Genomic DNA, 13012 nt, shown 5'->3' on the forward strand with positions numbered 1-13012 from the left:
GAGCGGACGACGTCGAGCAACCAGACGACGCCCACGCAAGGTGACGACGGTCGAGACCACTGGTGTCGACGTGGGCGCAGTGGCCCGAGTCGATGTCCCACCTACGTCGAGGATCCACACTCGTCGCCGACGAGGTCGATGAACTCGTCGGCCATCGCGAGCTGACGCACCAGGCGCGCACGCCGTTCGACGGCGTCCGCGCGCACGGCGCCGATCCGTGCCCGGGCCGCGGCGCGCGCGGCCTCGTCGGCACCCGGGTCCCGGAGGACCTCGAGGTCGACCATCACCGCCCTCATCTCGTCGAGGCTGAACCCGAGCGGCTTCATCCGGCGGATGACGAGGATCTTCTCGACGTCGTCCTCGGTGTAGAGGCGGAAGCCGCCGTCGCTGCGGCCCGAGGGCTGCAGGAGGCCGACCTCCTCCCAGTGCCGCAGGCTGCGCAGCGAGAGCTCGGTGCGGGCGGCGACCTCGCCGATGTGCATCACGCCGTGACCCCGCCCACACGACTGAGGATACCAACCCTCACGTCACGTGAGGTTAGGCTCGGTCCGCACATCGCGCCCACCTTCTCACGCCGGCGGGCCAGCCCCGCCGCCGTCACCACGAGAGCCGGTCCATGTCCTCCTCCGCGCCGAGCCCCTCCACCGCGCCGCCCGCGCCCCCCGAGCCGAGCGTGCGCGCCGCCCTCCGCTCGCCCCGACTGCTGCGCACCGAGGTCCTCGCCGGACTCGTCGTCGCGCTGGCGCTGGTCCCCGAGGCGATCTCGTTCTCGATCATCGCCGGGGTCGACCCGCGCGTCGGACTGTTCGCGTCGTTCACGATGGCGGTGGCGATCTCGTTCCTCGGCGGCCGGCCGGCCATGATCTCGGCCGCGACGGGCGCCGTGGCCCTGGTGGTCGCACCCGTGGTGCGCGACCACGGCTACGACTACCTGATCGCCACCGTCATCCTGGGCGGGGTGATCCAGGTCGTCCTCGGCCTCGGCGGCTTCGGCAGGCTGATGCGCTTCATCCCGCGCTCGGTGATGGTCGGCTTCGTCAACGCACTGGCGATCCTCATCTTCCTGGCCCAGGTGCCCTACCTGGTCGACGTGCCGTGGCTGGTGTACCCGATGGTCGCCGCGGGCATCGCGATCCTCGTCGGCCTGCCCCGCGTGACGCGCGTCGTCCCCGCACCGCTCGTCGCCATCGTGGCGCTGACCGGCTTCACGGTGCTGGCCGCGATCGCCGTCCCAAACGTCGGCGACGAGGGCGAGCTGCCCGACTCGTTGCCGCGCCTGTTCGTGCCCGACGTGCCGTTCGACCTCGAGACCCTGAAGACCATCGCGCCGTACGCGCTGGCCATGGCGGTCGTCGGGCTGCTGGAGTCGCTGATGACGGCCACGCTCGTCGACGACATCACCGACACCCCCTCCGACAAGACCCGCGAGTCGTGGGGGCAGGGCACGGCCAACGTCGTCACCGGCTTCTTCGGCGGCATGGGTGGCTGCGCGATGATCGGCCAGACGATGATCAACGTGAAGGTCTCGAGCGCCCGCACGCGGATCTCGACGTTCCTGGCCGGCGTCTTCCTGCTCGTCCTGGTGGTCGGGTTCGGCGACGTGGTGGCGATCATCCCGATGGCCGCGCTGGTCGCGGTGATGGTCATGGTCTCCGTCGGCACCTTCGACTGGCACTCGATCCACCCGGCGACCGTGCGCAGGATGCCGAGGTCCGAGACGGCCGTGATGGTCTCGACCGTCGCGGTCACGGTCGCGACCCACAACCTCGCGATCGGGGTCGTCGTCGGCGTGCTCGTCGCGATGACCCTGTTCGCCCGGCGCGTCGCGCACCTCACCGAGACCCACCGCGAGGTCGTGGAGCACGAGGAGCACGGACCGACCGCGGTCTACCGGGTCACCGGCGAGCTGTTCTTCGCCTCGTCGAACGACCTCGCCACGCAGTTCGCCTACGCCGAGGACCCCGACCGCGTCGTCATCGACCTCGCCGACTCCCACATCTGGGACGCCTCCACCGTCGCCTCGCTCGACGCGATCGCCACGAAGTACGCCCGCAGGGGCAAGAGCGTCGAGATCGTCGGGTTGGACGAGCCGAGCGCGCGTCGCCATGAGAGGCTCAGCGGACAGCTGTCGAACCACTGACCCAGATGCGAGAGGCCGGCCCGTGAGCGTGCCCACCGTCGCCGTCACCGGCGTCCCCGACCCCCTGCCCGACGGCCTCGCGGTGCTCGACGTCCGCGAGCAGGTCGAGTGGGACCACGGCCACATCGAGGGCGCCGTCCACGTGCCGCTGATGGACCTGCCCGCCCGCCTGGCCGACGTCCCCGCGGGCCAGACCCTGGTGGTCTGCAAGGTCGGCGGTCGCTCGGCGCAGGCGACCGGCTACCTCGCGCAGCAGGGCTACGACGTCGTCAACCTCGACGGCGGGATGCTCGACTGGGAGGCGGCCGGCCGGGCGATGGTGAGCGAGAACGGCCAGCCGCCCCAGGTCGTCTGACCCCGGACCGCACGCACGGCGACCGGCGACCCTGCGTGCAGGTCACCGGTCGCCGTCCTCGCGCGCCGGTCAGGCGCAGTAGTCCACGGACCACTCGTCGAACTTGTCGACCTTCTCCTTGTCGTCGTCGCTCACCTTGGCGATGTCGTCGGAGTCACCCTCGAGGGCCTTCTGGACGTCGTCGGCGTCGAGGTCCTGGAACTCCTCGACGATGATCTCGAAGCCCTCGCGGGCGTCGTCCGGGATGTCCTCGGGCGTGCCGGTCTCCTCGAGGTCCTCGGCCAGCTGCTTGAACTGGTCGGTCACGTCCTTGGCCTGGTCCTCGGGGGACGCCTCCGGGTCGACGTCCGAGCCGGGCTCGGAGTTGATGAGCCCGCAGAAGTCCTCCTTCGACGCGTCGGTGGGGGCGTCGCTCCCCCCACCGCAGGCGGTGAGGGACAGGGCCAGCAGCACGGGGGCGCCGACGGCGGCGATGCGGCGCTTCATGGGGGTCATGGGAGTTCCTCTCTGTCGGGGCATCTCGGGATGCCCGCCCGCCCACCCTGCCCAGCCCGCGGAGGTCTAACCGGACTCGACCCCGACGTTCAGTGGACGCCGGCGAACGTCCGCGGCACCGGGACCGCGAGCAGCTCCGGCAACCGGGCCAGGTACTCCTCGCGCCCGATCTCGTGGACGCCGAGGGAGGCCAGGTGGTCGGTCAGCCACTGGACGTCGACCAGGCGCCGGCCACCGTGCTCGTCGTCGAGCAGGTCGACGAGCCCGACGAGCGCCACCTTGGAGGCGTCCCGCGCCCGGTGGAACATCGACTCACCGGCGAAGACCCCGCCCAGGGCGAGTCCGTAGAGCCCGCCCTCGAGCCGGCCGTCGCGCCAGGTCTCCACCGAGTGCGCCCAGCCGAGCTCGTGCAGCCGGAGGTACGCCGTGCGGATCCGCCGGTCGATCCAGCCGTGCGGACGGCGCGGGTCGGCGCAGGCGTCGAGGACCTCGGCGAACGCCGTGTCGACGCGGATCTCGTAGTCGCGGCACGCGCGCCGCAGCGACCGGGACACCACCAGCCGGTCGAGCGGCAGGACGCCGCGGTGCACCGGCGACCACCACCCCATCGGGTCGCGCGCCGAGCCGAGCGGCATCGGGAACATGCCCTGGCGGTACGCCGCCAGCACGGTGCCCGGCTCGAGGTCGGCACCGAGGGCGACCAGGTCGTCGTCGGGGTCGCTGCCCGCGAGATGGGCGTCGAAGGCCCACCGTGATGGAGGAGGCTCGACCGGCACAGGAGCGACCGTAGTCCCGCCCGTACCGGTCGGTCACGCGGTGCCACCTACGATCTGCACCATGGGTCTGAGACAGACGGTCGGCAAGCAGGTGGGCAGGCAGCTCGCGCCCCGCATCACCGACCTGGCACCCAACCTGAGCAGCTCCTTCGTCCGAGAGGCCCTGCGCCGCGCCGTCGAGGGCGTCGGACCGCTCGCCTCGGCCGCCGAGGTGGCCCGCAAGCAGCTCGCCGAGCACGGCGACGTCGAGAAGGCCGTGGACGCCGTCGTCGACACCCACGTACGCCTGGCCGGTGCCTCCGGCTTCGTCACCAACCTCGGCGGCCTGGTCACGATGGCCGTCACGGTGCCGGCCAACCTGACCGGCATCGCCCTCATCCAGTGCCGGATGGTGGCGGCGATCGCGCACCTGCGCGGCTACGACCTCGACGACCCGCGGGTCCGCAACGCCGTCCTGGTCACCGTCCTGGGCGAGGACACGGTCAACGCCCTGGTGCGGAGCAACACCATCCCGGCGCCCCCGATGGCGCTGGCCACCGCGCCGGTGCACGACCCCGCCGTCGACCCCGTGGTCTCCGGCGAGGTGGCCCGCGACCTCGTCGCGCGCGTCACCGGCCGCCGCCTCGCGAGCACCGTCGGACGCCGGGTGCCCGGCCTGGGCGGCGTCATCGGCATGGGCTCCGACGGGTGGGCGACCCACAAGATCGGCAGCTACGCCGACCGCGAGCTCCTGCCCCGCGCCAAGCGGTAGCCCTTCAGCAGCACCCGGCCGACCTGGCCGGTCTCGAGGCGCCGCACGATCTTCTCGCGCAACCGGTACGTCGGACGCAGGTAGGCCCGGTGCAGCGCGTCGCGGGTCTCGTCGAGCTCGTGGCGCAGCCCGGCGCCCTCCTGCCGCAGCCGGGCGTTGTCGAGCAGCAGCGCCTTGATCGCGTCGAGGCCGGCCGCGGCGACGTCGTCGCCATCGGGGCGGTCGGGGTCGCTCCACGTCGCGGGCGGGCTGCCGATCAGCTCCTCGACGTCGCCGATGACGTCGTAGCCGCGCACGGTGATCTCCTCGACCCAGCTCCGCTCGAGCCGCTGCACCCACTCGTGGACGTCGGGCGGCAGGCCCAGCCGGGGCGACGTGCGGCGCTGCGACAGCGTCTGGTGGGCCAGGAGCTCACGCACGAGGGGGCGGTACTCGGCCGGCGGCAGCTCGCGGTTGACCGCCCGGTTGATCCGGCGGATGAGCGCGGTCTCCGGGGCACCGAGCGACGGGTTGGCGCGCTCGGTCTCGAGGGTCAGGTCGATGCCGTCGAGGCCGAAGGCCTGGCTGAACCGCTTCCACAACACCTCGGGAGCGCCCCCGCGGGGCGGGACGGTGACCAGGTGCACCCGCTCGGGCGGCAGGTCACGGGCCCAGCGGTCGAGGATGTCGGGGATCTCCTGCACCCCCCAGAACCAGCTGCCGATCCGCGTCGACCGCTCGGGGCTCTGGATCTGGCGCAGGAACTTGGCGTAGGTGATGGAGCTGCGGTGCTTGACGTTCTCCTGCCACTCGGCCGGGATCTGGCGCACCAGGTCGCGCACCGAGAGGACGACGTGCAGCTCGGGCTCGTCGGGTCCGCCGGTGCCGTGACCGAGCGACTCCAGCGCCCGCCCGACCTGGGAGCGCGAGGCGGTCGCGAAGATCTCGTGGCTGATGATCGTGGTGCCCTCGTGCCGCCGGACCCGCGCTGCCAGCGCGTCCCACGCGCCGATCGCCTCGGTCTCGAGCCCGCCCCACGGCAGCCGCATCAGGTCGAGCGCCGCGAGGAAGTGCGCGTCGAACCGGTCGGCCGGGTAGAGGATGCCGGCCAGCGCGAGCCGCGGGCGGTTGCGGTAGAGCACGTCCTGCACGTAGGAGGTGCCGGTCTTCGGGGTGCCGACGTGCAGCAGGATCCGACGGGTCATCCGGGGGTTGGTCCCTTCTCGGTCGAGCGGTCGTCCTCGGGCGTCAGCAGCAGCCGGAGCGCGAGGTCGAGCATGCCCTGGTCATCGGGGCGGTCCTGGAGGTCGCGGCCCTCCGGCCTGCGGAGCAGGACGTCGGGGTCGCCCACGACCGCGCACCCGGTGGCGAGCAGGCCGCGGCGCACCCGGGCCGCGCGGCGCGCCACCCACCGGGTGTGCTCGGGCGGGACCGCGAGCGGTCGCCCGCCCAGGTCGCCCAGGCGCAGGAGCCGCGGGAGCAGCGTGTGGCGGAGCAGCTCGGCCCGGTGGTCGGGGAGCACCAGCCCGCCGAGGGGCGCGGCGACGCGACGGGCCAGGTCGGCGGCGTTCGCGCCCAGGGGTGGCATCGGCCGGACCCGGCGGCGGGTGCCGAGCACGCGGGGCACCCGCGCGGGGTCCAGGACGACGGTGACCCGCTCCGCGCCCACGTGGGCGATCGCGCGGTGCACCGCACCGAGGGTGTCGGCGCGCCGCGGGAGCGACCGGACGCCGCGCAGGTTCGTCAGCCAGTCGTCCCAGCCGATCGCGCTGCTGTCGAGGGAGCGGACGACCCAGGCGTGGGTGAGCATCGTCGGCAGGTCGGTGCCGACCACCACCCACTGCGGACGGCGTCCGCCCGGACCGCGACCGCGGCGGCCGAGCTGGCTGACGACCGGCCAGACCAGCCACGGGTCGCCCGAGATCCGGTACGACGGCGCCCACGGACGCCGGAACCCGGCCGGGGCCGACGCCTCGGGGGGCACGCCGGCGGCGACGAGGTCCTCGGCGAGCAGGCCCGACGCGACGCGCACCAGCTCACCGGCCGCGAGCTCGGCCGGGTCGACCGGCCGCGGGCCGAAGCGGTGCGGACCCGGCACGGTGCCCATCAGCGGGAGGTCGGGGATGCCGCGGCCGGGCGCGCTGGCGTTGACGACGCGCTCGACCAGGGCCGGGGGCGGCGCCACGCGGCCGGCCCGGGCGGCGAGGTTGAGCCGGCGCAGCAGCTCGAGCTGCTGGGCCCCGGGCACGTAGGCGGACGGCGTCCGCGACGCCGCCGGGGACGACGCGCCCACGGGTGCGTCGTCGTGGCGCGCGCGCCACGACGTCCACGGCTCGGTGCCACCCGCGCGCAGGTGCGCGACCCAGGCGAGCGCCGGGTCGGCGTCGCGCGTGGAGTGACGGGTGGGGCTGGCCATGGCCGCGATCATCCCACGCAGCCCGAGTGCCGGTCCGGGTGCCAGAATGCAACCCGTGACCCGACCCGTGCTGCACCTCCACGTCGGAGCGATGAAGACGGGCACGACGTACCTCCAGGAGCTGATGGTCGTCAACCGCGACGCCCTGGCCGAGGCGGGCTTCGTCTTCGTCGGGCCGGGCTGGTCGCGGCAGGTGCGGGCGGTCCAGGACCTCCTGCACCTCGACCAGCACGACCCGCAGATCGCCGCCCTCAGCGCCGGCGCCTGGGACGAGCTGGTCGCCGAGGTTCGCGGCCGTCGCGACGCCGCGTCGCTGGTCTCGATGGAGTTCCTGTCCTTCACGCGGCGGCGCCGGATGACCCAGGTCGTCCGCGACCTCCGTGGGGTCGAGGTGCACGTCGTCCTGACCGTTCGGGACGTCACCTCGACGATCCCGGCGCAGTGGCAGACCAGCATCACCTCCAAGCGCACCCACACCTGGGAGGAGTTCCAGGCCGGGGTCCAGCGCGCGGCGAGCCCGGTGTGGGCCGCGCACGCGGTCCGGGGCGACACCGGGGTGCGGGAGTTCCGCCGCACGCAGGACGTCGCACGGATGCTGCGCACCTGGGGCCGGCTGGTCCCGCCCGAGCGGCTCACCGTGGTCACGGTGCCCGTGGAGCGCCGCGACCCCGACGAGCTCTGGCAACGCTTCGCGACGGCGATCGGCGTCGACCCGGCGGTGGCCACCGAGCCGCCGTCCCGGTCGAACCCCTCGCTCGGGCACGCCTCGACCGAGCTCGTGCGACGGCTCAACGTGACCCTCGAGGGCACCCTGCCGTGGGACTACAACCGCACCGTCAAGTCGCCGCTGGCCACCCGGTTCCTGGGCAACCGGCGCGCCATCGAGGAACGCGCCCACCTCGACGCCGCCACGGCACGGTTCGCCGCCGACTGGAACCGCTCCACCCGCGAGGCCATCGTCGCCTCCGGCGCCCAGGTGGTCGGCGACCTCGACGACCTGCCGGTCGAGCCGGCCGCCGACACCCTCCGCGAGGCCGCGCACGGTCCGGACGCCGCCGCGGTCCTCGACGCCGCCCGCGACGCCTGGAGCGGGCTCACCACGCTGCACGAGCGTCGCCGCCGTCGCATCGCCCGGTTGGGCGACCAGCCGAGGCCCGACCCCGTCGACGCGCCGGTGCCCGACTGGGTCGGCTCCACCGGCGGCACCGATGCCGACCTCGACCGCGCCGTCGTCGACCTCACCACGCTGGTGCGCACGCTGATGCGGCTGCGCCGCGAGATGATGGAGCTGACCACCGACGAGACGGACGACGCCGACGAACCGGACTCCGCCTGAGTCGTCCGGCCACGCGGATCCCGGTCGTCACGTCTGGGATCCTGGTCGTCACGTCCGGGATCCCCGTCGTCACGAACCGGATCCCCGTCGTCACGAACCGGATCCCCGTCGTCACGAACCGGATCCCCGTCGTCACGAACCGGATCCCCGTCGTCACGAACCGGATCCCCGTCGTCACGAACCGGATCCCCGTCGTCACGGCTCCGCGCCGTGCCTGCGCCGAACCCGTCAGGCGGTGCCGCCGAGGGCGCGCACGACCGCCGACGGGCTCGGGCGGCCGAGGTGCCCGGCCATCCAGGTGCTGGTCGCCACGACGGCGTCCAGGTCGACGCCGTGCTCGACGCCGAGACCGGTGAGCAGCCAGACCAGGTCCTCGGTGGCGACGTTCCCGGTGGCGCTCCTCGCGTACGGACAGCCGCCGAGGCCGCCGGCGCTGGCGTCGTACGTCGTGACGCCGGCGCGCAGCCCGGCCTGGACGTTGGAGAGCGCCTGGCCGTAGGTGTCGTGGAAGTGCAGCGCCAGCCGGTCGACGCCGACGCCGGCGTCGACGAAGGCGCGCACGAGCGCGCTCACGTGGCCCGCCGTGCCGACGCCGATGGTGTCGCCGAGGCTGAGCTGGGAGGCGCCGAGGTCGAGCAGCCGGCGACCGGCGGCGACGACCTGCTCGACCGGCACGGCGCCCTCCCACGGGTCGCCGAAGCACATGGACACGTAGGCGCGCACGTCTATCCCGGCCGCACGGGCACGGGCGACGGTCGGCTCGAACATGGCGAATTGCTCGTCGAAGGAGCGGTTGAGGTTCTTCTGCGCGAACGTCTCGGTCGCCGAGCCGAAGACCGCGACGTGCCGCAGGCCCAGCTCGAGGGCCCGGTCGAGACCGCGCTCGTTGGGCACCAGGACGGGCAGGTCGCGACCCGGCTCCCCCAGGCGCGTCATCAGCTCGGCGGCGTCCGCCAGCTGGGGCACCCAGCGCGGGTGGACGAAGCTGGTGGCCTCGACGACGGGCAGCCCGGCCGCGAGCAGCCGGCGGACGAACTCCTCCTTGACCTCGACCGGCACCAGGGCCTTCTCGTTCTGGAGCCCGTCGCGCGGACCGACCTCGTAGATCGTCACCGCCGTCGGCAGACCCGGCTCGGGCACGACCACGGGCAGCGGCGCGGTCACTGCGGCGCCACCACGAACAGCGGCGCGCCGAGCGGCACCTGCGCCCCGGTCGTGACGTCCACGGCGGTGACGGTGCCGGCGAAGGGTGCCTTGAGCGAGAGCTCCATCTTCATGGCCTCCATGGTGCCGAGCACCTGGCCCTCCTCGACGACGTCGTCGACGGCGACCCGGACGTCGAGCACCGTGCCCGGCATCGGTGCGGTGATCGTGCCGTCGCCGACGACCGCGGTGCCCGCGAGCCGGTCGGGCGGGGTGAAGGCGAAGCGCTGGCCGCGCCAGACCACCTCGTGCGCCCCGGCCGGCCCGGGCTGGACGTTGACGACCGCGCGGACCGTGACGCCGTCGACGACCGCCTCCAGGACGTGGTCGGCGGCACCCAGCTGGCGGAACGGGACGCCGTCGACGGTCCCGGCGGCACGGTCGACCAGCACCTCCCGGTCGAGCTCGACCAGGGTGGGCGCGGGCGGCGCGCCGAGGCGGAACCCGTCGGACTGGAAGGCGTGCCCGCGCTCGAAGGAGGTCAGCATCGCCGAGACCCAGGCGACGAGCACCCGGGGCACGTCGGCGTCAGGCGCCTCGACCTGCGCGGTGTCGAGCCAGGCGGTGTCGATCGTCGCGTCGCGGAACTCGTCGGAGGCGACGAGGGCGCGCAGGAAGCCGGCATTGGTGGTGAGGCCGAGGATCGCGGTCGCGTCGAGTGCCTCGACGAGCGCCCGCCGGGCGCTCTCGCGGTCGGGGCCGTGCGCGACCACCTTGCCGAGCATCGGGTCGTACGCCGTGCTGACGACCTGTCCGGGCTCGAGGGCGTGGTCGACCCGGACGGTCCCGGTGCCCGCCCGGCCGGCGGGCCAGCGCACGATGGACGCCGTCCCGGCCTGCGGCAGGAACCCGCCGAAGGAGTCCTCGGCGTAGACGCGGGCCTCGATGGCGTGGCCCTCGAGCCGGACGTCGTCCTGGGTGAGACCGAGCGGCTCCCCCGCGGCCACGCGCAGCTGGAGCTCGACGAGGTCGAGCTCCTGGCCCCTGATGCGCGTCGTCGCCTCGGTGACGGGGTGCTCGACCTGCAGGCGGGTGTTCATCTCCAGGAAGTAGAACTCCCCGGTCTCGGCGTCGAGCAGGAACTCGACGGTGCCGGCGTTGACGTAGCCGACGTGGGCGGCGAGGTCGACGGCGGCGCGGGTGATCCGGTCGCGGGCCTCGGCGTCGATCGTCGGCGCCGGCGCCTCCTCCAGCACCTTCTGGTGCCGGCGCTGGGTGGAGCAGTCGCGCTCGTGCAGGTGCAGCACGGTGCCGTGGGTGTCGCCGAGCACCTGGACCTCGATGTGGCGGCCGTGCTCGACGTACTTCTCGACCAGCATGGTGTCGTCGCCGAACGCGCTCAGTGCCTCGCGCTTCGCGGCCGCGACCGCCTCGGCCATCTCGCCCTCGCTGCGGACGACGCGCATGCCCTTGCCACCGCCGCCGGCGGCGGCCTTGACGAGCACGGGGTACGGGGCGTCGGCTCCGGTCGGGACCACCGGGACGCCGGCGGCGATCGCGATCTCGCGGGCGGCGTCCTTGCGGCCCATCTGCTCCATGACGGCGGCGCTCGGGCCGACCAGCACGATCCCGGCCTCCTCCAGCGCGGTCGCGAACGCGGACCGCTCCGAGAGGAACCCGTAGCCGGGGTGGACGGCCCAGCAACCGTGCCGCCGGGCCTGGCGGACGACCTCGTCGACGTCGAGGTACGACGAGACCCGGGCCGCCTCGTCGCAGGCGCGGACGTGTGGTGCGTCGGCGTCGAGGTCGGTGTGGATCGCGACGGTCGGCAGGCCGAGCCGGCGACAGGTGCGCGCGACGCGGACGGCGATCTCGCCGCGGTTGGCGATCAGGACACGCATGGTGGGGTCGAGCACGTCATCACATCCGGAAGATGCCGTAGGAGGGAGCCGGCACCGGTGCGTGCGCGGCGGCGGCCAGGCCCATGCCGAGGACGCGCCGGGTGTCGACGGGGTCGATGACGCCGTCGTCCCAGAGCCGGGCGGTCGAGTAGTACGGCGAGCCCTGGCTCTCGTACTGCTCGCGGATCGGGGCCTTGAACGCCTCGACCTCCTCGTCGGTGGTCAGGTTCGGGTTGACGGTGGCCAGCACCGACGCGGCCTGCTCGCCCCCCATCACCGAGACCCGCGCGTTGGGCCACATCCACAGGAACCGCGGGTCGTAGGCGCGACCGCACATGCCGTAGTTGCCGGCGCCGAACGAGCCGCCGATGACGACGGTGAACTTGGGGACGACGCTGCAGGCGACCGCGGTGACCAGCTTGGCGCCGTCGCGGGCGATGCCGGCGTTCTCGTACTCGCGCCCGACCATGAAGCCGGTGATGTTCTGCAGGAAGACCAGCGGGATGCCGCGCTGGTTGCACAGCTCGATGAAGTGCGCGCCCTTGCGGGCCGACTCGCCGAAGAGGATCCCGTTGTTGGCGACGATGCCGACCGGGTGGCCCCACACGTGCGCGAAGCCGGTCACCAGCGTCTCGGCGTACAGGGCCTTGAACTCGCTGAACCGGCTGCCGTCGACGACGCGGCGGATGACCTCGCGGACGTCGTACGGCGTGCGCGTGTCGGTCGGGACGACGTCGTGGAGCGTCGCCGGGTCGAGCGCCGGCTCCTCGACCTCCCGCACCTCCCACGGAGCAGGGGGTGCGACCGGGAGGGTGTCGACGATCCCGCGCACGATCGCCAGCGCGTGGGCGTCGTCGTCGGCGAGGTGGTCGACGACCCCGGACCTGCGGGCGTGGACGTCGCCGCCGCCGAGGTCCTCGGCGCTCACGACCTCGCCGGTCGCGGCCTTCACCAGCGGCGGGCCGCCGAGGAAGATCGTCCCCTGCTCCCTGACGATCACGGTCTCGTCGCTCATCGCCGGCACGTAGGCACCGCCGGCGGTGCACGAGCCCATCACGCTGGCGATCTGGGGGATGCCCCGCGCGGAGAGGTTGGCCTGGTTGAAGAAGATCCGCCCGAAGTGCTCGCGGTCGGGGAACACCTCGTCCTGCATCGGCAGGAACGCGCCGCCGGAGTCGACGAGGTAGAGGCACGGCAGCCGGTTCTCGGCCGCGACGGCCTGCGCACGCAGGTGCTTCTTGACCGTCATCGGGTAGTAGGTGCCGCCCTTGACGGTCGCGTCGTTGGCGACGACGACGACCTCGCGGCCCTCCACCCGGCCGATGCCCGTGACGATGCCGGCGCTGGCCACCGCGCCGCCGTACATGTCGGTGGCGGCGAGCGCGCTCAGCTCGAGGAACGGGCTCCCCGGGTCGAGCAGCCGGTCGACCCGGTCGCGCACCAGGAGCTTCCCGCGGCCGGTGTGCTTGGCCCGGGCCGCCTCGCTGCCCCCCAGCCGGGCGGCGGCCAACCGCTCGCGCAGGTCGGCCACCAGGTCACTCATCTCGCTCACCCGCTCAGGTTAGCGATCGTTAACCACCCCGTCCACCGGCCCGGGCGGGGTAGTCCCGGACGTTCGGCCCCCCTTTCCGGGCGGAGGTGGGGCCGATCGTCCGGGACTACCCCGGGCGCCCACTCCTCGGACGGAAATTGTCTAGTGATTCAGTATGGTTCAGGATGG

The 13012-nt window shown here is 73.5% G+C and carries 12 protein-coding genes; 4 read left to right on the plus strand and 8 right to left on the minus strand.

What is annotated here, in order from left to right; translation table 11 throughout:
- Nucleotides 1–101: 101 nt before the first annotated feature.
- Entirely contained in the window at nt 102–482 is a 381-nt protein-coding gene (locus E4623_RS06540) for a MerR family transcriptional regulator (protein ID WP_134766397.1), read from the minus strand.
- A 134-nt stretch (nt 483–616) separates the two neighbouring features.
- Here E4623_RS06540 and E4623_RS06545 point away from each other — a divergent pair, with 134 nt between their 5' ends.
- Together E4623_RS06545 and E4623_RS06550 are read left to right on the plus strand one after the other, a co-directional pair.
- Nucleotides 617–2140, plus strand: a complete 1524-nt coding sequence (locus E4623_RS06545; protein ID WP_134765747.1) for a SulP family inorganic anion transporter — start codon at nt 617–619, stop codon at nt 2138–2140.
- A gap of 22 nt (nt 2141–2162) precedes the next feature.
- The gene (locus E4623_RS06550; RefSeq protein ID WP_245154937.1) at nt 2163–2495 is read left to right on the plus strand and encodes a rhodanese-like domain-containing protein; all 333 of its coding nucleotides are present in this window, start codon (nt 2163–2165) and stop codon (nt 2493–2495) included.
- Nucleotides 2496–2564: 69 nt separating this feature from the next.
- Here E4623_RS06550 and E4623_RS06555 read toward each other — a convergent pair whose 3' ends face one another.
- Together E4623_RS06555 and aat are read right to left on the minus strand one after the other, a co-directional pair.
- Nucleotides 2565–2990, minus strand: a complete 426-nt coding sequence (locus E4623_RS06555) for a hypothetical protein (protein ID WP_134765749.1) — start codon at nt 2988–2990, stop codon at nt 2565–2567.
- An 89-nt stretch (nt 2991–3079) separates the two neighbouring features.
- The gene (aat, locus tag E4623_RS06560) at nt 3080–3766 is read right to left on the minus strand and encodes a leucyl/phenylalanyl-tRNA--protein transferase (RefSeq protein ID WP_134765750.1); all 687 of its coding nucleotides are present in this window, start codon (nt 3764–3766) and stop codon (nt 3080–3082) included.
- Nucleotides 3767–3827: 61 nt separating this feature from the next.
- Between aat and E4623_RS06565 the strand changes: the two genes are divergently transcribed.
- The gene (locus E4623_RS06565) at nt 3828–4517 is read left to right on the plus strand and encodes an EcsC family protein (RefSeq protein ID WP_134765751.1); all 690 of its coding nucleotides are present in this window, start codon (nt 3828–3830) and stop codon (nt 4515–4517) included.
- Here E4623_RS06565 and E4623_RS06570 read toward each other — a convergent pair.
- A complete protein-coding gene (locus E4623_RS06570) occupies nt 4478–5701 on the minus strand; it encodes a hypothetical protein (RefSeq protein WP_134765752.1) in 1224 nt (407 codons plus the stop codon). The two genes, E4623_RS06565 and E4623_RS06570, sit on opposite strands and share 40 nt — an antisense overlap.
- Entirely contained in the window at nt 5698–6912 is a 1215-nt protein-coding gene (locus E4623_RS06575; protein WP_134765753.1) for a hypothetical protein, read from the minus strand. Before E4623_RS06575 ends, E4623_RS06570 begins: the two co-directional genes overlap by 4 nt.
- Nucleotides 6913–6967: 55 nt before the next feature.
- On the opposite strand from E4623_RS06575, the gene E4623_RS06580 reads away from it, so the two are divergent.
- Nucleotides 6968–8248 (plus strand): hypothetical protein, encoded by a 1281-nt coding sequence (locus E4623_RS06580; protein WP_134765754.1) that lies wholly within the window; start codon nt 6968–6970, stop codon nt 8246–8248.
- Between the two features lie 228 nt (nt 8249–8476).
- Here E4623_RS06580 and E4623_RS06590 read toward each other — a convergent pair whose 3' ends face one another.
- The 3 genes from E4623_RS06590 to E4623_RS06600 are packed head-to-tail and all read right to left on the minus strand — an operon-like array spanning nt 8477 to nt 12835.
- Nucleotides 8477–9412 (minus strand): hydroxymethylglutaryl-CoA lyase, encoded by a 936-nt coding sequence (locus tag E4623_RS06590; protein ID WP_134765755.1) that lies wholly within the window; start codon nt 9410–9412, stop codon nt 8477–8479.
- Nucleotides 9409–11307 carry a biotin carboxylase N-terminal domain-containing protein gene (locus tag E4623_RS06595; protein WP_245154938.1) on the minus strand — a complete coding sequence of 633 codons (1899 nt, stop codon included), beginning with the start codon at nt 11305–11307 and terminating at the stop codon, nt 9409–9411. Before E4623_RS06595 ends, E4623_RS06590 begins: the two co-directional genes overlap by 4 nt.
- A gap of 4 nt (nt 11308–11311) precedes the next feature.
- Nucleotides 11312–12835, minus strand: coding sequence for a carboxyl transferase domain-containing protein (locus tag E4623_RS06600; RefSeq protein WP_134766399.1), 1524 nt, complete (start codon nt 12833–12835; stop codon nt 11312–11314).
- Between the last annotated feature and the right edge of the window lie 177 nt (nt 12836–13012).

The sequence above is a fragment of the Nocardioides sp. 1609 genome (assembly GCF_004522105.1).
GTDB lineage: Bacteria > Actinomycetota > Actinomycetes > Propionibacteriales > Nocardioidaceae > Nocardioides.

Bases quoted from the DNA above. Each gene is read 5' to 3' on its own strand.
- E4623_RS06600 (WP_134766399.1), bottom strand. From the start codon at position 12,835: ATGAGTGACCTGGTGGCCGACCTGCGCGAGCGGTTGGCCGCCGCCCGG.
- E4623_RS06565 (WP_134765751.1), top strand. From the start codon at position 3,828: ATGGGTCTGAGACAGACGGTCGGCAAGCAGGTGGGCAGGCAGCTCGCG.
- E4623_RS06540 (WP_134766397.1), bottom strand. From the start codon at position 482: ATGCACATCGGCGAGGTCGCCGCCCGCACCGAGCTCTCGCTGCGCAGC.
- E4623_RS06575 (WP_134765753.1), bottom strand. From the start codon at position 6,912: ATGGCCAGCCCCACCCGTCACTCCACGCGCGACGCCGACCCGGCGCTC.
- E4623_RS06545 (WP_134765747.1), top strand. From the start codon at position 617: ATGTCCTCCTCCGCGCCGAGCCCCTCCACCGCGCCGCCCGCGCCCCCC.
- E4623_RS06570 (WP_134765752.1), bottom strand. From the start codon at position 5,701: ATGACCCGTCGGATCCTGCTGCACGTCGGCACCCCGAAGACCGGCACC.
- E4623_RS06555 (WP_134765749.1), bottom strand. From the start codon at position 2,990: ATGACCCCCATGAAGCGCCGCATCGCCGCCGTCGGCGCCCCCGTGCTG.